This window comes from Shimia sp. R10_1, assembly GCF_017744095.1.
In the GTDB taxonomy this organism is placed as follows: Bacteria; Pseudomonadota; Alphaproteobacteria; order Rhodobacterales; family Rhodobacteraceae; genus Shimia.
Window position 1 is genome coordinate 18,689 of the sequence record NZ_JAGHQX010000014.1, and the last position, 23,616, is coordinate 42,304.

Here is a 23,616-nt window from a genome sequence, read left to right on the forward strand (position 1 = left end):
AAGCAGGCGTAGAACGGATTGCAACCGAGCCGATGCTCGTGCACAACAGCCCGGATACATGAGGCCCGCAGTGATTGAACTTGAAAAAATAGCCTATAGCTACGGCGGCGGTGAGCTGTTGAATGATGTTTCCCTCAAATTGGCCCCGGGATCCTTTCATTTTCTGACTGGTCCGTCCGGGTCTGGGAAAACGACTTTTCTGAAGCTCTGCTATGGTGCGTTGATCCCGACGGCGGGGCAGGTGCAGCTTTTCGGTAAAGATGTACGGACCATGACTCGTGATGATCATGCGATGACTCGTCGCCAAATTGGTGTGGTGCATCAGGATTGCCAGTTCTTGGATCACTTGCCATTGCGAGAAAACGTGGCATTGCCGTTAACCGTTTCGGGGCGGGACTCGTTAGAGCAGCATTCAAACTTAAAGGAACTATTGAGTTGGGTCGGTCTCGGTCATCGTGCGGATGCGTTGCCACCGGAACTCTCCGGCGGTGAGCGGCAGAGGGCGGCACTGGCGCGTGCGGTCATTATGTCGCCTGATGTTGTCCTTGCTGACGAGCCAACTGGAAATGTGGATTGGGAAATGTCCCAAAGGTTGCTGCAGCTTTTGGTGGAGCTCAACAAGATGGGCAAAACCATTCTGATTGCCACGCATGATCTTAATCTGATCCGCTCCGCAAAGCATCATGTGCAAGCGCGTGTCTTGCGCATATCCGGTCGAAAATTGCAGCTGGCGGGGGCGGATCTGTGAGTAAAGCACGTCGTCTCTCGTCTTTGGTTGTTGGTGATGTGCAAGCTGATCGTGTGGTGCCGCCCACCGGCTTTACTGCGCAGCTCACGCTTTTTGCTGCCGGTGCGATGGCATTCCTTGCGGTTTTTGCACTTGCGCTTTCTCTTGCGAGCGGGCGGCTGGCTGCGCGCTGGGGGGCAGAGCTTGCCCAAAGCGCAACGCTACGTATCTCTGCACCCACTGAACAAGTGGATGCGCAGACGGCTGTTGCGCTGTCATTGCTTGAAAGCACTCCGGGGGTCGCATCGGCAAGGGCGTTGAGTGCGGCTGAGCAGCGTGAACTGCTTGCGCCCTGGTTTGGGCCCGATCTGCCAATAGACACGCTGCCAATCCCACAATTGATCGAGATTGTGGAAACAGACGAAGGCTATGACGCCGCGGGTCTGCGCTTGCGTTTGCAAGCAGAAGTTCCCGGCGCTGTGCTTGATGATCATACACGGTGGCGGCGCCCCTTGGAAAAGGCTGCAACGCGCTTACGATTGCTTGGTTGGGTCTCGATTGTCCTGATTGGTGCTGCGATGGCCGCGATGATTACTCTTGCGGCGAATGCGGCCTTGGCCGCCAATGCACAGGTTATTTCCGTGCTTCGCCTCATTGGTGCGCAAGATGACTACATCGCTTCCGCTTTTGTGCGAAGATTTGCGTTGCGGGCGCTCAGCGGGTCTGTGGTTGGAACGCTTGTGGGGGCTTTGGCAATCCTCTTATTGCCTTCCTCACAAGAAGAGGCCGGGTTTTTGACTGGTCTTGGCTTTGAGGGCGTGGGTTGGTTTTTCTTAGCGCTGATACCCTTTGTCGCCGTTGGGGTGGCCTATTTAGCAACGGGTGCTGCGGCGCGCAAAACACTGTCGGAGTTGAGCTGATGCGGCTGGCAATACAATGGGTCTTGTCGATCATCTATGTCATCCAGAATGCGGTTATGATGCTGTTGATGGGGATCTTGTTTTTCCCTTGGGCACTGTTTTCGCCAAAGGGCGCAACAGCTGCATGTCGCACCTACGCGACTTGGGCAATTTGGACGGCGCGCTGGCTTGTTGGTATTCGATCTGAAGTGCGTGGACAGGTGCCCAGCGGGGCTGTTCTGGTACCCGCAAAACACCAGTCATTTCTTGATATCATGATGATTTTCAAGGTGTTGCCTCAACCCAGATTCATCATGAAATACGAACTGCTGTTTACACCAATCATTGGGGTATATGCATGGCGTCTCGGCTGTGTACCCGTTAGGCGCGGAAAACGCGGCGCGGCGATCAAGGCGATGCTGGCGGATGTCGAAAGTGGTCGGGTGCCTCCCGGTCAGCTGGCAATATACCCTCAGGGAACCCGTGTGCCTGTCGGGGAGTATGTGCCTTATAAAGTTGGCCCTTACGCTCTTTATAAAGAAACAGGACAGACCGCTGTGCCAGTGGCGACAAACTGTGGCATGTTCTGGCCCAAGGGCACCATGCTGCGCAAACCGGGCCTTGCTGTGGTAGAATTTTTAGCGCCCATTGAGCCGGGTTTGAGCCAAAAAGAATTCATGACGCAGCTGGAAGCGGTCATTGAGGATCGCTCCAACGCGTTGATGCAAGAAGCTGGGTTTGATCTAGATACAGTACGTCGCTGATATCTCAGAGTTTGAGGCGCTTTAGGGCGCGCGGTGTTTTGAATATTTGAACAAAGTCGCGCGTCATAGGACGAGGCTTGGGCACCACGCGCCGCAAAAGCTATGAAGTAAAGCGCTAAAAGAAAAGGCGCCCTAAGGCGCCTTTTTTGTCTCTCTAACAAGATCTTAGCTGTGGATTGCACCGTCGCCGCAAGCCAGCGCGGCTTCGCGTACGGCTTCGGAGTAAGTCGGGTGCGCGTGGCAGGTCAGGGCGATGTCCTGTGCGGATGCACCGAATTCCATCGCGACACAGATCTCATGGATCATGTCACCCGCTGCAGGGCCGATAATCGCAGCGCCAAGCACGCGGTCGGTTTCGGCATCTGCAATGAGTTTCACAAAGCCATCGGCCTGATGCACGGCTTTGGCGCGGCCATTGCCCATGAAGTTGAACTTGCCAACTTTGATCTTACGGCCTTCGGCTTTCAACGCGGCTTCGGTGGCACCGACGGTGGCAACCTCAGGGGTGGTGTAAACCACGCCGGGGATCACGCCGTAGTTCACATGCCCATGTTTGCCTGCAATCACCTCGGCGACCGCCATGCCTTCGTCTTCTGCTTTGTGCGCCAGCATCGGGCCTTCGATCACGTCACCAATTGCGTAGACGCCGGGCACGTTTGTCGCCCAGTGGGCGTTGGTGGCGATTTGGCCGCGTTCGGTCAGTTTGACGCCGATTTTGTCCAGTCCTAGGCCTTCAGAGTAAGGCTTACGGCCAGTGGCAACCAGAACCACATCTGCGTCTAGTGTTTCTTCTGTATCTGGAGATTTCTTCAGCGCGTATTTGACCTTAGCTTTGGACTTGGCTGCATCCACGCCGGACACGGCTGCGCCCATGATGAACTTGAGGCCCTGCTTTTCCAAGATGCGTTTGAAGGTGCGCTGCACGTCGGCGTCCATGCCGGGGCAGACGGCATCCATGTATTCAACCACAGTGACTTCCGAGCCAAGGCGCGCGTAAACGGAGCCGAGTTCCAGACCAATCACACCTGCGCCGATCACCGTCATTTTCTTTGGGATCTTTGGCAAATCCAGTGCGCCGGTGCTGTCCACGACGACGCCTTTGTCGTTGTCGACTTCAACACCTGGCAGGGAAGATGGAACTGAGCCGGAGGCGATCACGATGTTTTTGGTTTCGTGAACGTCATCACCAACTTTGACTTTGCCGGCCTCAGGGATCGAGGCCCAGCCTTTGAGCCAGTCGATCTTGTTCTTCTTCATGAGGAACTCGACACCACCGGTGTTCTGGCCAACCACTTCAGATTTATAGGTTTTCATCTGATCCCAGTCGACCTTCACGGCGCCGGTTTTCAGACCCATGCCAGCGAAGTTGTGTTCTGCCTCGTGCAGTTCATGCGTTGCGTGTAGCAGGGCTTTGGAAGGGATACAGCCAACGTTCAGGCAGGTGCCGCCGAGGGTTTCGCGACCTTCTACGATGGCGGTTTTCAGGCCCAGCTGTGCGCAGCGGATCGCAGAAACATAGCCGCCGGGGCCAGCGCCGATGATGATGACGTCATAGTTTGCCATGTACGGGGTCCTTTTTAGGTTTGAGGGAACCGAGGGGGCTTTTTTGTCCAAGGTTCAAAGATTTTTGTTTCGTATCAGTTAGATAAGTGCCGCTATGAGCAGTGCCATGGTGGCAAAAAAGCCAGCCATCCAGATGACCGTGCGCCAAGGTTGCCAGCCAAGCGCATAGGCGGGAACATAAAGCAGGCGCGCGGCCAGGTATATGGTGGCACAAGTGGCCGTAACGTTGGTGGATTGTTCGGAGATCGTGACAACGAGCGCGGCGATTGCGAAAAGCACAAGGCCCTCGGTGTGGTTGCTCAAGGCGCGGTGCATCCGACCGGACGCGCCGGGGCGTTTGCCTTCTTCATCGCGTGGTCCCATGGCCCAGTCGAGATCCATTTTTCCGTGGCTCACCGCAAGGTAAGCAAAGAACTGTAGGCCCCAGAGCAGTGCTGCATAGGTCAGAATGGTCAGTTCATAGGTCATGGAATAGCGTCTTGTGAGGGAAAGGGGGTAGCGTGGTTTTGGGGCAAAACACACGTCGGTATTGCATCGGTATCGCGTCTGTATCGCATCGGTAATGCGGGGGTGCTATATCGGTGCATTGCAACGGCCCTGATTTGGGCACAGCGCTGGCTTGGCTGCATCTGGGATGCGCTTGTCTGGAAGTCTTCAGAGCTAGAAAAAGAGGCGCGCTCTTTCTCGAAGATCATCGGTTTTACCTCCTGCAAGACTTAAAGCGTTTGAATGCGCGTTTTAGCTTTGTACCAGTGGTCGAAGCTTGCGAGGCTGGAGTTTTCTCCAGCCTCGCATGTGTTTTACAGATCCATCAGCAAACGGCGTGGATCTTCCAGTGCTTCTTTGACGCGCACGAGGAAGGTCACGGCGCCTTTGCCGTCGACGATGCGGTGGTCATAGCTGAGCGCCAGATACATCATCGGGCGGATCACCACTTGGCCGTTGATTGCCATTGGACGGTCCTGAATTTTGTGCATGCCGAGGATACCGGACTGCGGTGGGTTCAGGATCGGGGAAGACATCAGGGAGCCGTATACACCACCGTTGGAGATGGTGAAGGTGCCGCCCTGCATTTCCGCCATCGACAGTTTGCCGTCACGCGCACGCTTGCCTTTTTCGGAAATCGCTTTTTCGATTTCAGCAAAGGACATGCTGTCCGCATCGCGGATCACAGGCACAACCAGACCTGTTGGAGTACCCGCTGCAACGCCCATGTGTACGAAGTTCTTGTACACGATGTCGGTGCCGTCGATTTCCGCATTCACTTCTGGCACTTCTTTCAGAGCGTGGCAGCACGCTTTGGTAAAGAAGGACATGAAGCCAAGACGCACGCCATGCTTCTTTTCGAACTGGTCTTTGTACTGGCTGCGCAGTGCCATCACCTCGGTCATGTCCACCTCGTTGTAGGTGGTCAGCATGGCGGCGGTGTTCTGGCTGTCTTTCAGACGCTTTGCGATGGTCTGACGCAGACGTGTCATTTTCACGCGCTCTTCGCGAGAGGCATCTTCTGCCGCAACAGGTGCGCGCGGTGCAGCAGCCGCGGCGGGAGCCGGAGCGGCAGCAGGGGCAAGCGCAGCTTTCATGACATCTTCTTTCATGATGCGGCCATCGCGGCCAGTGCCGGTGACAGCGGCTGGGTCAATGCCTTTTTCCGCCATCAGTTTGTTGGCAGAGGGGGCGTTCTCCACGTCAGAAGAGGCGGCAGGCGCCGCAGCTGGAGCGGCCGCAGGTGCGGCTGCCGCTGCGCCAGATGCGCCACCGATGACGGCGAGCTTGGCGGTGGCATCAACGGTGGTGCCTTCAGGCGCGAGGATTTCGCTCAGCACGCCTGCGGCTGGGGCTGGCACTTCGACAGAAACCTTGTCGGTTTCCAGCTCACAAAGCATTTCGTCTTGAGCAACGGTGTCACCCACGGCTTTGAACCATGTGGACACGGTGGCTTCGGTGACGGACTCGCCAAGGGTTGGAACCATGACATCCACGGCTTCCGCGCCAGATGCTGCAGGAGCGGTCGCTGCAGGTGCCGCTGCTGCGGCAGGCGCTGGAGCAGCGCCTTCGCCAGCATTGATTGTGGCCAGCAGTGCGTCAACGCCAACGGTTTCGCCTTCGCCAGCAACGATTTCGCCCAGCACACCAGCGGCTGGCGCTGGAACTTCGACGGTGACTTTGTCGGTTTCCAGCTCACACAGCATCTCATCCACCGCGACTGCATCACCCGGCTTTTTGAACCAGGTCGCGACAGTTGCCTCGGTGACGCTCTCGCCTAGGGTGGGGACTCGGACTTCGGTCATGGATTAGTTTCCTTCCATGGTAAGCGCGGCATCGACCAGCGCTGCTTGTTGTGACTTGTGTTGGCTTGCCAGACCGGTGGCGGGCGACGCGGAAGCTGCGCGGCCTGCGTAAGTCGGGCGGGTGTGTTTTGCTTTGATGCGGGTCAGTACCCATTCGATGTTGGGCTCAATGAAGCTCCAAGCACCTTGGTTCTTTGGCTCTTCCTGACACCAGACCATTTCAGCGTCTTTGAAACGCTCAAGCTCCTTGGTCAGCGAATGCGCCGGGAATGGGTAATATTGTTCGATCCGCATCAGATAGACATCATCAATGCCGCGTGCATCACGCTCTTCCAGAAGATCGTAGTAGACCTTACCGGAGCACATCACGACGCGTTTGATGTCTTTGTCTTTCTTCAGCTGGGTGTCGGAGTTGCCCTTTTCGGCGTCATCCCACAGCACGCGGTGGAAAGAGGAGCCGTTGGTGAACTCTTCCGCTTCGGAAATGCAGAGCTTGTGACGCAGCAGCGATTTTGGCGTCATCAGGATCAGCGGCTTGCGGAAAGTCCGGTGCAGCTGGCGACGCAGAATGTGGAAGTAGTTCGCTGGGGTCGAGCAGTTGGCCACGATCCAGTTGTCCCCGCCACACATCTGCAGGAAGCGTTCCAGACGCGCGGAGCTGTGCTCTGGGCCTTGGCCTTCAAAACCGTGGGGCAGAAGGACTGTCAGGCCGGACATGCGCAGCCATTTGCTTTCGCCGGAGCTGATGAACTGGTCGAACATGATCTGTGCGCCGTTGGCGAAATCACCGAACTGTGCTTCCCAAAGGGTCAGCGCATTTGGTTCTGCCAGCGAGTAGCCATATTCAAAGCCAAGCACCGCATATTCAGAAAGCGCGGAATCGATCACTTCGTATTGGCTTTGGCCGGCACGGATGTTGTTGAGCGGGTAGTAACGCTCTTCCGTTTCCTGGTTCACAATGCCGGAATGGCGCTGAGAGAAGGTGCCGCGGGTGGCGTCCTGACCGGCCAGACGAACCGGGTAGCCTTCTGTCATCAGAGAGCCGAAGGCCAGCGCTTCTGCGGTTGCCCAGTCAAAGCCTTTGCCGCTTTCAAACATTTTGCCGCGTGTGTCGAGCAGTCGGCCCACGGTTTTGTGCAGGGGGAAGCCTTCTGGCACGGAAGTCAACGCTTTGCCGATTTCCGCAAGGGTTTCTTCCTTGATCGAGGTTTGGCCCCGCTCGTAGTTTTCACCGCGTTTGTCGAGGTGGGACCAGCGGCCGTCCAGCCAGTCTGCTTTGTTGGGTTTGTAGTCTTTGCCGACTTCAAACTCTTCGTTCAGATGGGCCTGGAAGGCGGCCTTCATGTCTTCGATCTCGCCCTCTGGGATGAGGCCGTCTTTCACCAGACGTTCGGTGTAGAGCGTGAGCGTGGTTTTCTGCTTCTTAATGCGCTTGTACATCACCGGGTTGGTGAACATGGGCTCGTCGCCCTCGTTGTGACCAAAGCGGCGGTAGCAGAAGATGTCGAGCACGACGTCTTTCTGGAACTTCTGACGGAACTCGGTGGCCACTTTCGCCGCGTGGACCACAGCTTCTGGATCGTCGCCGTTCACGTGGAAGATTGGCGCCTCAACCACCAGCGCGTTGTCTGTTGGGTAAGGCGAAGACCGAGAGAAGTGCGGTGCGGTGGTGAAGCCGATCTGGTTGTTCACCACGATGTGCATGGTGCCACCGGTTTTGTGGCCGCGCAGGCCGGAGAGGGCGAAACACTCGGCCACAACACCCTGACCTGCAAAGGCCGCATCGCCGTGCAGCAATACAGGCATCACAGCGGTACGTTGCGTATCGTTCAGCTGATCCTGTTTTGCGCGGACCTTGCCAAGCACAACGGGGTTCACCGCCTCAAGGTGAGAGGGGTTTGCCGTCAGGGACAGGTGGACGGTGTTGCCGTCAAATTCACGGTCAGAGGAGGCGCCGAGGTGGTATTTCACGTCGCCGGAGCCATCCACATCATCAGGTTTGAAGCTGCCGCCCTGGAATTCGTTGAAAATGGCGCGGTAAGGCTTGCGCATCACGTTGGCCAGAACAGACAGGCGGCCGCGGTGGGGCATGCCGATCACGATTTCTTTCAGGCCGAGGTTGCCGCCGCGTTTGATCACCTGCTCCATGGCGGGAATGAGGCTTTCGCCGCCGTCCAGACCAAAGCGCTTGGTGCCCATGTATTTCACGTGCAGGAATTTCTCAAAACCTTCCGCTTCCACCATTTTGTTCAGGATGGCTTTGCGGCCTTCACGGGTGAAGGTGATTTCTTTGTCGTAGCCTTCAATACGCTCTTTCAGCCAGCCCGCTTCTTCGGGGTTGGAGATGTGCATGTATTGCAGCGCGAAGGTGCCACAGTAGGTGCGCTTCACGATTGCCATGATCTGGCGCATGGTGGCGATGTCGAGCCCCAGCACCTTGTCGATGAAGATAGGGCGATCCAGATCTGCGTCTGTGAAGCCGTAGGATTTGGGATCAAGTTCTGGATGCGGCGTCTGATCCCGCATGCCCAGTGGGTCGATGTCAGCGATCAGGTGGCCGCGAATACGGTAGGCGCGGATCAGCATGAGGGCGCGGATCGAATCCAGCACCGCGCGTTTGACCGCCTCGTCTGAGACCTCAACGCCTTTTTCGGCTGCCTTGGCCTTGATTTTGTCGCCTGCCGCTTTCGCTTCGGCGGGTTCTGCCCATTCGCCGGTCAGCGAAGATGTCAGATCATCACTGGGTTGTTGTGGCCAATCGGTGCGCTGCCAGCTTGGGCCCTGGGCCTCAGCTTTGACGTCAAGCTCCGCATCGCCGAGCTGGCGGAAGAATTCCTGCCAGGTCGCATCGACCGCATTGGGGTCGGCGGCGTAGCGGGCATACATCTGTTCGAGGTATTCCGCATTGTGCCCCTGCATAAAGGAAGAGGCATGGAAGATATCGTTAGGCGACTGTTCGGTCATGATGGCACCTCATGGAGACTGGGACCGGTTTTGATTTTGGCCCCAAATAGGGCATGTCGGGGTAGATGAACGCGGGAACGTTTCAAAACACTTAGCGCGGTTCGCTTTGAAACACAGAAATTCGCGTTCAACTCTCAGTTATCTGCGCGACGCTTATGCGGGACAGCGCCCGAACCTATGAGGCTCGGACGCTGAACATTTGCATATGTGCCGTGCGAGCGGACAATTTAGCCCAGCTCGATTGCTTTGAGCACAGCTTCGCCGAGGCCGGCTGGGCTGTCGGCAACGATGATGCCTGCTTCTTGCATTGCGGCGATCTTGTCTTCTGCGCCACCTTTGCCACCAGCAACAATCGCACCGGCGTGGCCCATGCGGCGGCCGGGAGGCGCTGTGCGGCCAGCGATGAAGCCTGCGGTTGGCTTCCAGCGGCCTTTTTTGCGCTCGTTTGCGAGGAAGTCAGCGGCTTCTTCTTCTGCAGAACCACCGATTTCACCGATCATGATGATGGACTGGGTCTCGTCGTCAGACAGGAACATGTCCAGCACGTCGATGTGCTCGGTGCCTTTGATCGGGTCGCCGCCGATGCCCACAGCGGTGGACTGGCCCAGACCGATGTCTGCGGTCTGTTTCACCGCTTCATAAGTCAGAGTGCCGGAACGGGACACAACGCCCACGGAGCCACGCTTGTGGATGTGGCCAGGCATGATGCCGATTTTGCAGGCGTCAGGTGTGATAACACCTGGGCAGTTTGGGCCGATCAGGCGGGAGGAAGAGTTTTCCAGCGCGCGCTGCACTTTCATCATGTCCAGCACAGGAATGCCTTCGGTGATGCAGATGATCAGTTCCATTTCCGCGTCAATCGCTTCGAGGATCGAGTCTGCCGCGAAGGGGGGCGGCACATAGATCACGGAAGCATTGGCTTCGGTTTTTGCTTTCGCATCATGTACGGAGTCAAAGACCGGCAGGCCCAGATGCTCCATGCCACCTTTGCCCGGGGTCACGCCGCCGACCATTTTGGTGCCATATGCGATGGCTTGTTCAGAGTGGAAGGTGCCCTGAGAGCCGGTGAAGCCCTGACAGATGACCTTGGTGTTTTCGTCTACGAGGATTGCCATGGGTGTTATCCTTTCACCGCTTTGACGATTTTCTCTGCGCCGTCAGACAGGTTGTCCGCGGCGATCACGTTCAGGCCGGAGGTGTTGATGATCTCCTTGCCCTGCTCCACGTTGGTGCCTTCCAGGCGCACAACCAGCGGAACTTCGAGGCCAACCTCTTTCACTGCGGCCACAACGCCCTCTGCGATCACGTCGCAGCGCATGATGCCGCCGAAGATGTTCACCAGGATGCCTTTGACGTTTTTGTCAGAGGTGATGATCTTGAACGCTTCGGTCACTTTCTCTTTGGTCGCACCGCCGCCTACGTCGAGGAAGTTGGCTGGCTCTGCGCCGTAGAGTTTGATGATGTCCATGGTGGCCATTGCGAGGCCCGCGCCGTTCACCATGCAGCCGATTTCACCGTCCAGAGCGATGTAGTTCAGATCGTACTTGGACGCCTCAAGCTCTTTGGGGTCTTCTTCGGTTTCGTCGCGCAGCTCGGCCACGTCTGGGTGGCGGTACACGGCGTTGCCGTCAAAGCCAACTTTGGCGTCGAGCACTTTGAGTTTGCCGCCTGGCATGACGATCAGCGGGTTGATCTCCAGCTGCTCCATGTCTTTTTCCATGAAGGCTTTGTAGAGAATGCCCATCAGCTTCACGCATTCTTTGACCTGTGCGCCTTCGAGGCCCAGAGCAAAGGCAACGCGGCGGCCGTGGTAAGCTTGGTAGCCGGTGGCTGGGTCAACGGAGAAGGAGAGGATTTTCTCAGGAGTTGCGGCTGCAACTTCTTCGATGTCCATGCCACCCTCGGTGGAGCAAACGAAAGACACGCGGGATGTCTGGCGATCCACGAGCAGGGCGAGATAGAGTTCGCGCTCGATGTCGGAGCCGTCTTCGATGTAGATGCGGTTGACCTGTTTGCCTGCTGGGCCGGTCTGGTGGGTCACAAGGGTGCGGCCCAGCATCTTTTTGGCTTCTTCGGCGGCTTCTTCCACCGATTTGGCAAGGCGCACACCGCCTTTTTCGCCTGCATCAGCTTCTTCAAAGGTGCCTTTGCCGCGACCACCTGCGTGGATCTGTGCTTTGACAACCCAGAGTGGGCCGTCAAGTTCACCAGCGGCGGTTTTGGCGTCTTCTGCTTTCAGAACAACGCGGCCTTCGGACACCGGAGCGCCGTAGGAGCGAAGCAGGGCTTTCGCCTGATATTCATGGATGTTCATAGAACTGGTCCCATCTTGCTGCGATTGGCGGCGTTTTGACACACTCCAAAGCAGTCGATAAGCAAATTCGAACAAGAAGGTGGATTTTTCGTTATTTGTGATCACAGTTAGAAAAGCTGTGATCACAAATGTGGTTTGGCCAATTCTACCGAAAACAATTTTGTTAAATTGTCAGTGAAATAAGGGGTTGGAGCAACGACTCGTATTGCAGTGCAGCGTTAACGATAACGGGGCGAAGTCTTTAGATCATGTTTTATACAAAGCGATCGGACGCGAAACTCACTGGCCAGACGAAGGTGCCGGGCTCACAGTGATTGTCAGGTCACCGTCGGTATATGCGACAGGCTGGCCGGTCTGCGCCGCTTGCGCTTGCAAGGTTTCAAACAAAGCGGGGTCGAGGGCTGGCGTGTCCCCAACGATAAAATTTGTTGCGTTCGTTCGTGTGCAAGACGTCGCACCCGAGGATGTGCGGATCAGAGTTTCGCCAGATCGGCAGCCCTTAGAAACGTTTGCGCCGGTTAAAGGCGCAGATCTCTGACGAGATGTGTTGTCGTTTGGTCCAGGGGTGGTTGGCGCTTGTGTCTGTGGCCCGCTGCGGATGTTGTGGTCAGCGGTGTCACCTGGCTGGTTGCGCAGGGCGGCGGACGTGCAGCCTGCAAGGGTGATCAGTGCGCCCAGTGTTAAGCTTTTTGCGAGCGAGGTTGTCATCGTGCCTCCATGTATATGAATTCGATAGGAATATGGCACGTTTGTCAGGCGCCGTTGGAGGCGAGTTAACCCGTGTTTGAGCAAGAAGATCAATGATCTGTTGTGTACAGGCATAGAAAATGGGCCTGCGAAACATGTCACAGGCCCTTTAAGTTTATCGTCCGGCTTATGCCAGGGAGCTGTCGATGCCTTTGCAGGCGTCCACGAGGCCTTTCACAGCGTTTACGGAGGTGTCAAACATCTCTTGCTCTTCTTTGTTGAGCTTGATGTTCACAACTTTCTCAACACCGCCAGCGCCGATCACGGTTGGCACGCCAACGTACATGTCTTTCACGCCGAGGTCGCCGTCACAGTAGGCGGCACATGGCAGAACGCGCTTTTGGTCTTTCAGGTAGGCTTCGGCCATTTCGATGGCAGAGGCGGCGGGTGCGTAGAACGCGGAGCCAGTTTTCAGCAGGCCAACGATTTCTGCGCCACCATCGCGGGTGCGCTGAACCATTGCATCCAGTTTTTCCTGTGTGGTCCAGCCCATGTCGATCAGGTCTGGCAGAGGGATACCGGCAACGGTGGAATAGCGCACGGAAGGCACCATGGTGTCGCCGTGGCCGCCCAGAACGAAAGCGGTGACGTCGCGCATAGACACGTTGAATTCTTCGGCCAGGAAGTGGCGGAAGCGTGCGCTGTCCAGAACACCTGCCATGCCGCAGACTTTGTGGGTTGGCAGGCCGGAGAATTTCTGCAGAGCCCAAACCATCGCGTCGAGAGGGTTGGTGATGCAGATCACGAATGCAGCTGGCGCGTTGTCGCGGATGCCTTCGCCTACGGACTTCATAACTTTCAGGTTGATGCCCAGAAGGTCGTCGCGGCTCATGCCTGGCTTACGGGCCACACCGGCGGTCACGATGCAGACGTCTGCACCAGCGATCGCGGAGTAGTCGGAAGTGCCGGACATCGCGGCGTCGATTTTCTCAACAGGGCCGGATTCCGCGATGTCGAGCGCCTTGCCCTGGGGCAGGCCGTCTGCGATGTCGAAAAGAACAACGTCGCCAAGTTCTTTGATTGCAGCGAGGTGGGCGAGGGTACCGCCGATGTTGCCTGCGCCGATGAGGGCGATCTTAGGTCTTGCCATTGGATCTGTCTCCGGTCCGGTTAAATATCGCGGGTGGCTTAAGTCGAAAACGGCTTTGACGCAAGTGTTTGCACGTAAGGTGTGTTGTTGGTTGCGCGCAGATTTGCCGTGCGGGGCGTCATCATCACAGATAAAATCAAGTCGAAAAACTATCTCATTGGGGCGCTTGCTTTGCGGGTAGCGCTGTGGGTAGATGCGCGACAAGACAACTCTATTGAATGAGGAACGAACGCCATGACTTCGATTGCAAAAACCCTGATCTCGCTGGCTTTGGTTGGTATGACGGTCGCTGCGTGCGGTGGCGGTGGCAACAGCACGACCACTGTGAATGCGGTGACAATTGGCGATCAACTGGCTTCTTTGGAGAAGGCCTATGCTGAGGGGCTGGTCTCAGACAAAGAATACAAACAGCAGCGCGAGAAAATTCTCGACGGAAAGTGATCTTTTGTATGCAAAAGTATGCTGTCAGCGTCACGTTTTGATTTTTTGGCGCTGACAGAGTGAGCGATTCCCTTGATTGATTCTCTCTTATTTGTGGTGGTTGCTCCGATAGCCGTGATGTTTGCGGGTATCTCCAAAGCCGGATTTGGATCGGGTGCTGCTTTTGCAAGCGCGGTGTTGCTTGCGTTGATTCTGCCGCCCGCGCAGGCCTTGGGCCTGATGTTACCGCTCTTGATGTTGGTGGATTTGATGACGCTGCGGCCTTACTGGGGGCGGTGGAGTTGGCTGGATGCAAAGGTACTGATTTTGGGGGCACTGCCTGGAGTGGTCTCAGGCGTTGCGCTGTTCCGCGTTGCAAACGATGACGTGCTGCGCCTGCTGATCGGTGCCGTTTCACTTGCATTCGTTGCTTGGCAGCTTTGGCCGCGCAAAGCCATCGCTGCGCAATTGCCGGTGGGGGCTGGCGTGATTGCAGGGGGCGTAGCCGGTTTTACAAGTTTTGTGAGCCATGCAGGTGGACCACCGGCCGCTGTCTACTTGTTGTCGCGTGGTTTGAATAAAACCAGCTATCAGGCAACCACTGTGCTGGTGTTTTGGGCGATCAATATCGCTAAGTTTGTACCCTATGCGTTTCTCGGTGTGTTCACATTGGAAACAGTCAAAGCGGGCATTTTGCTTGCACCATTTGCGTGCCTTGGTGCCTACATAGGTGTGAAAGCGCATCACGCCGTTTCAGAGCGGGTCTTCTTTATGGTGACATATGTTTTGCTGTCAGTGACCGGCGTGAAGCTGATATATGATGCGCTTGTGTGAGACGCCTGATTTAGGCGTCGTCACCTTTCGTTGGGAGAACTTCCGCCAGCTTTTCAAAGGCTTGGCCCGTTGCCATCAAGCAGGTTGCGCCATTTGGCATGGTGACCGTTATGGTCCAGCTGCCAGAGTCCTCTGAGGCAAAGATTTCCACCATGGCACCTTGGGCTCCGAGGCCAAGCGCTTGGCGGGACTCTCCGTATTTGTCGGCCAGACGTTCGACCACCTTGTCGCGTTCTGCGCAATTGCGAGAGGCTTGCGCCTCGGTCAGCGTTGCAGAGAGCGCCAATAAAGAAAGACCAGAAGTTAGGGTCAGAAGCATGGATTTCATGTGGTTTCCTTTCAGGAAATTCTTGTCACGCAGTGGGCTTTTCCCGTTGTGCGCGCCATATGTGTCTAGTTGCTTCGCCTCTTATTGTTTGTGTTGCAGCCCGTTCTGTCTGCATTCGCTCCTCCCCAGGAAGCGATGGAAACAATGTGCATCTAAACTGGTAAGCAATAAGTTAACGCCTAGGGTGAAAAGTCTTAACGGATGGGGCGGCGCCAGGTGACGGGGCGTTTTTTCTGCGCTGCGGCAAGATTGCTCTTGAAGTTTTCTGAGAAAAATGCACCTGATTGCGCAACAAAATTACTGTTCCAATTTGGAGTCTGGCTATGGATCAGCGCGCGCGCCCTTATCGTTCGGTTTTGTATATTCCCGGATCTAAAGATCGGGCTTTGGACAAGGCGCGTGGCTTGCCAGTCGATGCGATCATCTTTGATCTTGAAGATGCGGTTGCCCCTAACGAGAAAGAAAACGCCCGTGCCACGCTTTCTGCTGCGCTTGATCAAGGCGGGTATGGCAACCGGATGCGCATTGTGAGGATCAATGGGCTTGACACGCAATGGGGCGAGGTAGACGCGAAAGCAGCGGCGACAATGGACTGTGACGCGGTGCTGTTGCCGAAGGTTGAAAGCCCTGCGCAATTGGATGCACTGGCTTCCTTGATTGGGGATAAGCCGATTTGGGCGATGATGGAAACGCCACGGGGCATGCTGAATGCCGCCGCTCTTGCTGCGCATCCGCAGCTGAGCGGTTTTGTGATGGGCACCAATGACTTGGCGAAAGAGTTGCAGACCCGTTTCCGCCCTGACCGTCTGCCGATGATGGCGGGGCTTGGCCTCTGCCTTTTGGCGGCAAAGGCAGAGGGTATCGTGATTGTTGATGGGGTTTACAACGCTTTCAAAGACGCCGAAGGGCTAAAGGCCGAGTGTGATCAGGGACGTGATATGGGGTTTGACGGAAAGACCCTAATCCACCCTGCACAGATTGACGTTGCCAATGCGGCTTTCGCACCTTCGGAGGCTGAGATCGATCTGGCAAAGCGGCAGATCGCAGCCTTTGAGGACACAGAAGCCAGCGGGCAGGGCGTGGCCGTTGTAGATGGCAAAATCGTGGAAAATTTGCACGTGGTGACGGCGCGAGAAATCCTCGCGAAGGCGGATGCAATCGCTGAGCTGGAAGGGTAACCTTTCTCCTGACAACCAACAATCCAGCGGAGAGCGAGATGACATTATTGGTTCTTGGGGTTTTGCTTTGGGCAGCAGCCCATTTTTTCAAGCGGGCGCTGCCTAGCGTAAGGGGGCCGATGGGCGACAAAGGGAAGGGCTTGGTTGCACTGACGCTTGTTGTGTCGATTGTGCTTATGGTGCTCGGTTACCGCGCAGCAGAGATTGAAGATGTGCTGTGGATTGCGCCAAGCTTTGTTTTTCATATCAACAATTTGTTGGTGCTGATTGCGATTTTCCTGATGAGCCCAGCACCGCGTAAGGGCAAGCTGTTCAACAATATGCGTCATCCGATGTTGATCGGGTTTTCGCTCTGGGCTGTGGCGCATATCTTGGTGAACGGCGACGCGCCGTCGATTGTTTTGTTTGGCGGTTTGCTGGCCTGGGCGCTTGCGGAGATTGTTGTGCTCAACCGCGTTGAAGGCCCCTGGCAACCAACCGAACGTGGAACCATCGCAAAGGATGGCATGTTCTTTGTTGCTTCTGTAATCCTCATGGGTGTGATCGGCGCTATACACGGCCTGATCGGACCATCCCCATTTGGAGGCTAAGAGCATGAAACTTTATCGTTTTCTATCTGAAGAAGACACATCCGCGTTTTGTCACAAAGTGACGGATGCGCTTAACAAGGGGTGGGAGCTTCATGGCTCTCCGACACAGACTTTCTGTCAGGCCACAGGTGTTATGCGCTGTGGTCAGGCCGTCGTGAAAGAGGTTGAAGGCACCTACACCCCGGAGACAAAACTGGGAGAACACTAAATGGCCAAGACCAATCCGGGCCGGTTTTTTGAAGACTACACGCTGGGGCAGGTGATTGAACACGCTGTCCCGCGCACTGTGGGATCAGGCGAGCGTGCACTGTATCACGCGCTTTATCCTGCGCGTCATGCGCTTTACTCCAGTGACGAATTTGCGCGCGCTTCTGGCCTGCCGCACTCTCCGCTGGACGATCTGGCGGCGTTTCACGTGGTCTTTGGAAAGACGGTTCCGGATGTGTCGCTGAATGCCGTGGCAAACCTTGGCTATGCCGAGGGACGCTGGCTGAAACAGGTCTATGCAGGTGATACGCTGCGCTCCACATCCGAAGTGATTGGCCTGAAGCAGAACTCCAACGGAAAAACCGGGGTGGTTTACGTGCGCACGCGCGGCATGAACCAGCGCGATGAGGTTGTCATGGAATATGTGCGCTGGGTGATGGTGCGCAAGCGTGATGCAGAGACACCCGCACCTGAGACCGTGGTTCCCCAGTTGTCGAAGGTGATTGACCCAGCGGATTTGGTGATCCCGGAGGGGCTGGACTTTAGCGGCTATGATTTTACGCAAGCTGGCGAAAGCCACCGCTGGGGTGACTATGCGGTTGGCGAAACCATTGACCATGTCGATGGCGTGACGCTGGAAGAGGCGGAGCATATGATGGCGACGCGTCTGTGGCAGAACACCGCCAAGGTGCATTTTGATGCGACGTTTCGGCCAGATGGGCAGCGTCTGATCTATGGTGGGCATATCATCTCCTTGGCGCGGGCGCTGAGCTTCAATGGGCTCGCCAATGCGCAGATGATTGTGGGCCTGAATGGGGGCGCACATGCCAATCCTGCGTTCTCGGGTCTGACGGTGAAGGCCTGGTCGGAAGTGCTTGATAAAGCGGAGACATCTGCCCCCGGTGTCGGCGCTATCCGTTTGCGCCTTGTGGCAACCAAAGGCGGCACCCCTTTTGCTCTGAAAGGGGAAGATGGTAAGTATCTGCCGGATGTGCTTTTGGATCTCGATTATTGGGCGCTTATGCCAACTTAGGGAGACATGATGCCCCGCGCGATTTATCTGACACATCCGGAAGTGAATGTTGATCTGAATGTCGCTGTGCCTGACTGGGGATTGAATGACATTGGCCAGGCGCGCGTGGCTGCCTTGGTTGCGCGTGTTTCTGGTGGAGGTTGGCAGGTTGCCTCTAGCACGGAGCGCAAAGCGCTGGAGATGGCCTGGCCGTTGGCCGCCTGTTTAGGACAGGCGCCGGTTTCCATCCGTCACGACCTCGGCGAAAATGATCGCTCCAGCACAGGGTTTTTGAAAGAGAGCGCCTTTCAGACGGCGGCAAACGCATTCTTCGGCGCCCCTGACGTGTCTTACAAAGGCTGGGAGCGCGCGGTGGATGCACAGGCCCGAATTGTTGGGGCCGTGCAAGACCTTACTTCGGATTGCCCAAACGACAACCTTGTGGTCTGCGGACATGGAGGTGTCGGAACGCTGCTGTATTGTGCTTTGGTTGGTGTGCCGATGGACCGCCAGTGGGATCAGAAAGGTGGCGGGCACTGGTTTGCATTTGATACCCGAACGCTTACGCCGGAAAACCATTGGCAGCCAATGGAAACTTTGGTCTTGAATTAGGTGGTGTGTTGTCTTTTTCTGCGGAAATGAAACACCTACTCCTACCCTTTACTTTATGTGCAGCTGCGAGCGTTTCTGAGGCCGAAGTGGATTTGAGCCACACCTCAGAGGAGACGCTTGCCTTTGTTGAAAGCAATCTGCTCGGCATCTTTTATCACGAGCTGGGGCATGCGTTGATCGACGTTCTGGAGCTGCCGATCTTTGGCCAAGAAGAAGACGCCGCGGATGTTCTTTCGATTTTCCTGATTGATGCGTTTTATGAAGAAGAAGCTGCTGTACAGCTGGCGTATGATGCGGCTTTTGGTTTTTTGGGCGAAGCCGAGGCCAATGAAGAGATTGCGTTCTGGGATGTGCATGGCCCTGATCTGCAAAGATACTATAACACGGTCTGTCTATTCTACGGTGCGAACCCGGACGAACGCGCCGATTTGGCGGAAGACTTGGGGCTTCCTGAGGACCGTGCAGACTATTGTCCTGATGAGTACTCTCAGGCAGCGGGCAGTTGGGGCGGCGCATTGGATGAGATCTCTCATGAGGGCGGTGGCAACACGCTTATCATTGGTGGTGTCGATGCCGAGACAGATGGAGGGATTCTGACCGAAAGGGTTCTTCGGGCGGAGGTCGAAGCCCTTAATGGTGACTTCCGATTGCCGGAGACACTCACGATTTCGATCCAGTCATGTGGTGAAGCGAACGCGTTTTATGATCCTGAGTATGTCGAGATCACGATGTGCACCGAATTTGCTGATGCCCTCGTAGAAATGGCGCCTGATCTCTGAAACACACGCGGAGTTGATGGCGCGTGTTTTGGCAACCGGTTAGGCTTTTGTCATGCGGTTTCTCAATGTCATAGCGGCAGGGCTTTTGTGTTTTCCGGCGTCAGCAAAGGCCTGCGAGCTGGCGCTTTTGCTGACAGTGGATGTCTCTGGCAGCATTGATGCAGAAGAGTATCGCGTTCAGATGGATGGGCTGGCTGCGGCGCTGCGTGACGGGATTGTGGTCGAGGCGCTGGTCGCGCAAGAGGCTGCGGTTGCCTTGATGCAGTGGACCGGTGAAGGGCGCCAGCATGTGAGTGTCCCTTGGAGCAGGATCACGTCGGCGCAAGATGCGGAAGATCTGGCGGTTAGAGTGGGGCAAATGCGCCGTCAGTGGAGCCGATATTCGACAGCGATTGGTGATGCGCTTTTGGCATCCGCTGCGCTGATGGAAGCCGCGCCTTCCTGTGAGCGCAAGGTTGTAGATGTGTCCGGGGACGGACCGTCAAACGAAGGCCCGCTGGTTGAATACGGCCGGAAGCGGTTGGCGGAACTTGGGGTAACGATCAATGCGGTGGTGATTGAAACCGATGCATCTGACCTGACAGCCTACTTCTGGGAAAATGTGATCACGGGGCCCGGTGCGTTTGTCGTCACCGCGCAAGGTTTTGAGGACTATCCAAGACGGATCAGGCAAAAGTTGATCCGCGAAGTCGCAAAGCAGGTTTCAAATACGTCTGTTTCTTTCGTAGAAACGACCGGAAAAATGTGAGCGCCAACATCGGTTGGCCGTTCGGATGCAGAGGCGGAGCGAGATTCCTTCGCTCACTATCCTGACAAAAATACTATAAATATGAATTGTGATCACGAATAAAAACGTGTGATCACAAAAGTGAAAAAATCGATATGATTGGCGAAAAAAACAGCGAGAATTAAGTCTTCGCCAAGGTGACAGCGTGCAAAAATGCGCTAGAAGATCCGCAGAGACCTTGAAAGGATTCATTATGGCTGATGTGAAAAGGATTGAGCGCCCGCTCTCCCCCCACTTGCAGATCTACCGACCTCAGATGACCTCTGTGTCTTCTATTTTTGTGCGGATCACCGGCATTGCGTTGATCCCGATTGCTGCGGTCGTTGTTTGGTGGCTCCTCGCTGCGGCAACATCAGAAAGCGCGTTTGCGTTCATTGATGGATTGCTGCGCAGCTTCCTTGGCGACGTGTTCCTTTTCCTGTCCGCGTGGGCGGTGTTCTATCACATGCTGGGGCGTCTTCGTCACGTGATCTGGGACTTCGGCTACTGCCTGGATATCGAAACTGCGGTTAAGCTCGGCAAAGGCATGTTTGTAGGGGCAACCGTGCTTTCCATTGCGACCGCGCTGATTGTGTAAGGAGTAGATGAGATGAATTTTCTAACCGACCGCAAACGCGCGCAAGGCACCGGGGCATCTGGTAAAGGCACCGAGCACCACTGGCACATGATGATCAACTCGTCGCTCCTGGTGGTCTTGGTCCCGCTGTTTGTGATTACCTTTGGTATGGGCATTGGCGGCACTTACGAAGAGGTTCTGGCCTATTTTGGTAAGCCGTTCCCTGCGATCATCACCGCGCTCACGCTGATCGTTGGTGTGAACCACATCAAAAGCGAAGCTCAGGACGCAATCGAAGACTATATGCACGGCGTTGCGGAAAAGCTGACTTATATTGCCGCAGGTGCAATCTGTTACACGATTATCATCGTAGGATTGTTTGCGCTGATTAAACTCGCCCTCTGACGCCGGAGCGCCCGACCGAGGTTGTGGCGCACGCGTAACACTGTGAACTGAACGCCCTGTATAGCGGCGGCAAGGATTAGACCGATGACAGCAGCATACGAATACGAAACACATGAATATGACGTGGTCGTGGTAGGCGCCGGTGGCGCTGGTTTGCGCGCCACTCTAGGTATGGCCGAGCAGGGCTTGCGCACTGCCTGTGTGACCAAAGTTTTCCCGACCCGCTCGCACACAGTTGCGGCACAGGGCGGTATTGCCGCCTCACTTTCCAACATGGGCCCCGACAACTGGCAGTGGCACATGTATGACACCGTGAAGGGGTCTGATTGGCTTGGCGATACTGACGCGATGGAGTATCTCGCACGCGAAGCGCCCAAGGCTGTTTATGAGCTGGATCACTATGGTGTGCCGTTCTCGCGCACCGAGGAAGGCAAGATTTATCAGCGTCCGTTTGGGGGGCACACCACAGAGTTTGGCGAAGGGCCTGCCGTGCAGCGGACCTGTGCGGCCGCAGACCGGACGGGCCACGCCATCCTGCACACGCTGTATGGCCAATCGGTCAAGAACAACGCGGAATTCTACATTGAGTATTTCGCAATCGACCTGCTGATGTCCGAAGACGGCCAATGTCAGGGTGTGGTTTGCTGGAAGCTTGACGACGGCACGTTCCACGTGTTCCACGCCAAAATGGTTGTGCTGGCAACTGGCGGTTATGGCCGTGCGTATTTCTCTGCAACCTCTGCACACACCTGTACGGGCGATGGTGGCGGCATGGTGATGCGCGCTGGCCTGCCGATGCAGGACTTGGAGTTCGTTCAGTTCCACCCAACCGGGATCTACGGCTCCGGCTGTCTGATCACCGAGGGCGCCCGCGGCGAAGGCGGCTATCTGACCAACTCCGAAGGTGAGCGCTTTATGGAGCGCTATGCGCCACAGTACAAAGACCTTGCACCACGCGACTACGTCTCGCGCTCCATGACTATGGAGATCCGTGAAGGTCGTGGCGTCGGTGCAGAAGGTGACCACATTCACCTGAACCTGAGCCACCTGCCGGCGGAAGCGCTTGCAGAGCGCCTGCCAGGGATTTCTGAGAGCGCGAAGATCTTTGCAGGTGTGGACGTAACCAAAGAGCCAATCCCAGTATTGCCGACTGTGCACTACAACATGGGCGGTATTCCCACCAACTACTGGGGTGAAGTGCTGAACCCAACCGAAGAAGATCCCACAGCTGTTGTGCCGGGCCTGATGGCGGTTGGTGAAGCGGGCTGTGCTTCGGTGCATGGAGCAAACCGTCTGGGGTCCAACTCTTTGATCGACCTTGTTGTGTTTGGCCGCGCGGCAGCGATCCGTGCAGGCAAAGTCGTGGATCGTGACGCGCCCGTGCCAACCCCACCTCAGGTCGAGATCGACAAGTGCTTCGCGCGCTTTGATAGCTTGCGCCACGCCAAAGGTGCCATTCCGACGGCAGAGCTGCGTCTGGATATGCAAAAAACCATGCAGCGTGACGCGGCCGTGTTCCGGACAGCCAAAACCATGAAAGAGGGTGTCGAGGCCATGACCGAGATTGCAGGGCGCATGAATGACCTGCACGTGACCGACACATCTCTTGTCTGGAATTCCGACCTGATGGAGACGCTTGAGCTCACCAACCTGATGCCGTCTGCAATCTCCACCATCGTGTCCGCAGAGGCGCGTCAGGAAAGCCGCGGCGCGCACGCGCATGAGGACTTCCCGACACGTGATGACGAAAACTGGCGTGTGCATACGGTGAGCCGTGTGAACGAAGATGGCACGAAAGTTGATCTATCTTATCGCCCAGTGATTGTTGACCCGCTGACCAAAGAAGAGGAGGGTGGGATCGAACTTAAAAAGATTGCACCTAAAGCGAGAACCTTCTGATGAAATTTGGATTTGCTGGATTATTGATTGGAATGACTTTGGCGACACAAGCTGTTGCTGAGGAAAAAGCTACTCCAATAGTTATTCAGCAAATTCAGCAGTGTATCTCTGATACGCGGGCGCCTGGAAAATATAAGGTGACGGCATACGAAAATGTACCAGTTGTGGTTTCTGATGCGGGCGGAACAGATATCGGTGCAAGTAATGTGAATGATTGCCTACAGGATACCTACGGTGTCCAGTATGAAACCAACGCGTTTGCGAGTGTGTCAGACAAGACAAGCTTTGAACTTGCTGAGCAGCAGTGCCGCAACACGATGGTTGGCGGCGCAATTCTTGGCGTTGTCGCTGGAGCTGCGGTTTGGCACTGGGCTGGTTACTCTGCGGCGGAGGGTGCTGCGATTGCAATTCTCGGCACCCCGATTTCCTTGTCGGGCTTCATGGATCGCTGTCTCAGAGACAAAGGGTTCTCCAAGTCTCAAGGCCTGGAATTCGCTTCTGGCTGCTCGCGCAAGTCGGATGTGCTCCATGGTGGCTCTCAGTATTGCCGCCGATAGAATATGTATTGCGTGGAAGACTCCCGGGTCCTGCGCATTGTGAATAGAAAGCGCTTGTCGTTCGGAAGAATGCTGAGGCAGCGCAGGAACAGG

The 23,616-nt window shown here is 56.0% G+C and carries 25 protein-coding genes; 16 read left to right on the forward strand and 9 right to left on the reverse strand.

Annotation, left to right across the window (positions count from 1 at the left end; all coding sequences use genetic code 11):
- Positions 1–70 precede the first annotated feature (70 nt).
- The 3 genes from J7413_RS18860 to J7413_RS18870 are packed head-to-tail and all read left to right on the forward strand — an operon-like array spanning position 71 to position 2,390.
- Positions 71–748: an ATP-binding cassette domain-containing protein gene (locus J7413_RS18860; protein WP_209101069.1), complete on the forward strand. Its 678-nt coding sequence runs from the start codon at positions 71–73 to the stop codon at positions 746–748.
- Positions 745–1,647: an FtsX-like permease family protein gene (locus J7413_RS18865; protein WP_209101071.1), complete on the forward strand. Its 903-nt coding sequence runs from the start codon at positions 745–747 to the stop codon at positions 1,645–1,647. The genes J7413_RS18860 and J7413_RS18865 overlap by 4 nt, the downstream gene beginning before the upstream one ends.
- Complete coding sequence (locus tag J7413_RS18870) at positions 1,647–2,390, forward strand: lysophospholipid acyltransferase family protein (RefSeq protein ID WP_209101073.1); 744 nt, start codon at positions 1,647–1,649, stop codon at positions 2,388–2,390. Before J7413_RS18865 ends, J7413_RS18870 begins: the two co-directional genes overlap by 1 nt.
- Before the next feature lie 165 nt (positions 2,391–2,555).
- Here J7413_RS18870 and lpdA read toward each other — a convergent pair whose 3' ends face one another.
- The 8 genes from lpdA to mdh form a co-directional block, all read right to left on the reverse strand.
- On the reverse strand, positions 2,556–3,953 hold the full coding sequence (lpdA, locus tag J7413_RS18875; protein WP_209101076.1) for a dihydrolipoyl dehydrogenase: 1,398 nt from the start codon (positions 3,951–3,953) through the stop codon (positions 2,556–2,558).
- A gap of 78 nt (positions 3,954–4,031) precedes the next feature.
- On the reverse strand, positions 4,032–4,421 hold the full coding sequence (locus J7413_RS18880) for an MAPEG family protein (RefSeq protein ID WP_209101078.1): 390 nt from the start codon (positions 4,419–4,421) through the stop codon (positions 4,032–4,034).
- Positions 4,422–4,753: 332 nt separating this feature from the next.
- Entirely contained in the window at positions 4,754–6,244 is a 1,491-nt protein-coding gene (gene odhB, locus J7413_RS18885) for a 2-oxoglutarate dehydrogenase complex dihydrolipoyllysine-residue succinyltransferase (protein WP_209101079.1), read from the reverse strand.
- 3 nt (positions 6,245–6,247) lie between these two features.
- Complete coding sequence (locus J7413_RS18890; protein WP_209101080.1) at positions 6,248–9,208, reverse strand: 2-oxoglutarate dehydrogenase E1 component; 2,961 nt, start codon at positions 9,206–9,208, stop codon at positions 6,248–6,250.
- 227 nt (positions 9,209–9,435) lie between these two features.
- Entirely contained in the window at positions 9,436–10,323 is an 888-nt protein-coding gene (gene sucD / locus J7413_RS18895; RefSeq protein WP_209061484.1) for a succinate--CoA ligase subunit alpha, read from the reverse strand.
- A gap of 5 nt (positions 10,324–10,328) precedes the next feature.
- Positions 10,329–11,522, reverse strand: coding sequence for an ADP-forming succinate--CoA ligase subunit beta (gene sucC / locus J7413_RS18900; RefSeq protein WP_209061479.1), 1,194 nt, complete (start codon positions 11,520–11,522; stop codon positions 10,329–10,331).
- A gap of 279 nt (positions 11,523–11,801) precedes the next feature.
- On the reverse strand, positions 11,802–12,230 hold the full coding sequence (locus tag J7413_RS18905; RefSeq protein WP_209101081.1) for a hypothetical protein: 429 nt from the start codon (positions 12,228–12,230) through the stop codon (positions 11,802–11,804).
- A 166-nt stretch (positions 12,231–12,396) separates the two neighbouring features.
- Positions 12,397–13,359, reverse strand: a complete 963-nt coding sequence (gene mdh, locus J7413_RS18910) for a malate dehydrogenase (RefSeq protein ID WP_209101082.1) — start codon at positions 13,357–13,359, stop codon at positions 12,397–12,399.
- A gap of 234 nt (positions 13,360–13,593) precedes the next feature.
- On the opposite strand from mdh, the gene J7413_RS18915 reads away from it, so the two are divergent.
- Both J7413_RS18915 and J7413_RS18920 read left to right on the forward strand, forming a co-directional pair.
- Positions 13,594–13,800: an SHOCT domain-containing protein gene (locus tag J7413_RS18915; RefSeq protein ID WP_209101083.1), complete on the forward strand. Its 207-nt coding sequence runs from the start codon at positions 13,594–13,596 to the stop codon at positions 13,798–13,800.
- 117 nt (positions 13,801–13,917) lie between these two features.
- Positions 13,918–14,613 carry a sulfite exporter TauE/SafE family protein gene (locus J7413_RS18920; protein WP_209101166.1) on the forward strand — a complete coding sequence of 232 codons (696 nt, stop codon included), beginning with the start codon at positions 13,918–13,920 and terminating at the stop codon, positions 14,611–14,613.
- A 10-nt stretch (positions 14,614–14,623) separates the two neighbouring features.
- Here J7413_RS18920 and J7413_RS18925 read toward each other — a convergent pair whose 3' ends face one another.
- The gene (locus tag J7413_RS18925) at positions 14,624–14,941 is read right to left on the reverse strand and encodes a hypothetical protein (RefSeq protein ID WP_209101084.1); all 318 of its coding nucleotides are present in this window, start codon (positions 14,939–14,941) and stop codon (positions 14,624–14,626) included.
- A 323-nt stretch (positions 14,942–15,264) separates the two neighbouring features.
- On the opposite strand from J7413_RS18925, the gene J7413_RS18930 reads away from it, so the two are divergent.
- From J7413_RS18930 to J7413_RS18980, 11 genes are all read left to right on the forward strand, one after another.
- Positions 15,265–16,119 carry a CoA ester lyase gene (locus J7413_RS18930; protein WP_209101085.1) on the forward strand — a complete coding sequence of 285 codons (855 nt, stop codon included), beginning with the start codon at positions 15,265–15,267 and terminating at the stop codon, positions 16,117–16,119.
- Between the two features lie 38 nt (positions 16,120–16,157).
- Positions 16,158–16,709 (forward strand): NnrU family protein, encoded by a 552-nt coding sequence (locus J7413_RS18935; RefSeq protein ID WP_209101087.1) that lies wholly within the window; start codon positions 16,158–16,160, stop codon positions 16,707–16,709.
- 4 nt (positions 16,710–16,713) lie between these two features.
- The gene (locus J7413_RS18940) at positions 16,714–16,917 is read left to right on the forward strand and encodes a DUF1737 domain-containing protein (protein WP_209061465.1); all 204 of its coding nucleotides are present in this window, start codon (positions 16,714–16,716) and stop codon (positions 16,915–16,917) included.
- On the forward strand, positions 16,918–17,949 hold the full coding sequence (locus J7413_RS18945) for a MaoC family dehydratase (protein WP_209101089.1): 1,032 nt from the start codon (positions 16,918–16,920) through the stop codon (positions 17,947–17,949).
- A gap of 9 nt (positions 17,950–17,958) precedes the next feature.
- Entirely contained in the window at positions 17,959–18,540 is a 582-nt protein-coding gene (locus J7413_RS18950) for a histidine phosphatase family protein (protein ID WP_209101091.1), read from the forward strand.
- Positions 18,541–18,566: 26 nt separating this feature from the next.
- Positions 18,567–19,319, forward strand: a complete 753-nt coding sequence (locus tag J7413_RS18955) for a DUF4344 domain-containing metallopeptidase (RefSeq protein ID WP_209101093.1) — start codon at positions 18,567–18,569, stop codon at positions 19,317–19,319.
- A gap of 52 nt (positions 19,320–19,371) precedes the next feature.
- A complete protein-coding gene (locus J7413_RS18960; protein ID WP_209101095.1) occupies positions 19,372–20,067 on the forward strand; it encodes a DUF1194 domain-containing protein in 696 nt (231 codons plus the stop codon).
- A gap of 232 nt (positions 20,068–20,299) precedes the next feature.
- Complete coding sequence (gene sdhC, locus J7413_RS18965; protein ID WP_209101097.1) at positions 20,300–20,683, forward strand: succinate dehydrogenase, cytochrome b556 subunit; 384 nt, start codon at positions 20,300–20,302, stop codon at positions 20,681–20,683.
- Between the two features lie 12 nt (positions 20,684–20,695).
- The gene (gene sdhD, locus J7413_RS18970; protein ID WP_209101099.1) at positions 20,696–21,067 is read left to right on the forward strand and encodes a succinate dehydrogenase, hydrophobic membrane anchor protein; all 372 of its coding nucleotides are present in this window, start codon (positions 20,696–20,698) and stop codon (positions 21,065–21,067) included.
- An 84-nt stretch (positions 21,068–21,151) separates the two neighbouring features.
- Complete coding sequence (sdhA, locus tag J7413_RS18975) at positions 21,152–22,966, forward strand: succinate dehydrogenase flavoprotein subunit (RefSeq protein ID WP_209101102.1); 1,815 nt, start codon at positions 21,152–21,154, stop codon at positions 22,964–22,966.
- Complete coding sequence (locus J7413_RS18980; RefSeq protein ID WP_209101104.1) at positions 22,966–23,523, forward strand: hypothetical protein; 558 nt, start codon at positions 22,966–22,968, stop codon at positions 23,521–23,523. The genes sdhA and J7413_RS18980 overlap by 1 nt, the downstream gene beginning before the upstream one ends.
- Positions 23,524–23,616: the final 93 nt, after the last annotated feature.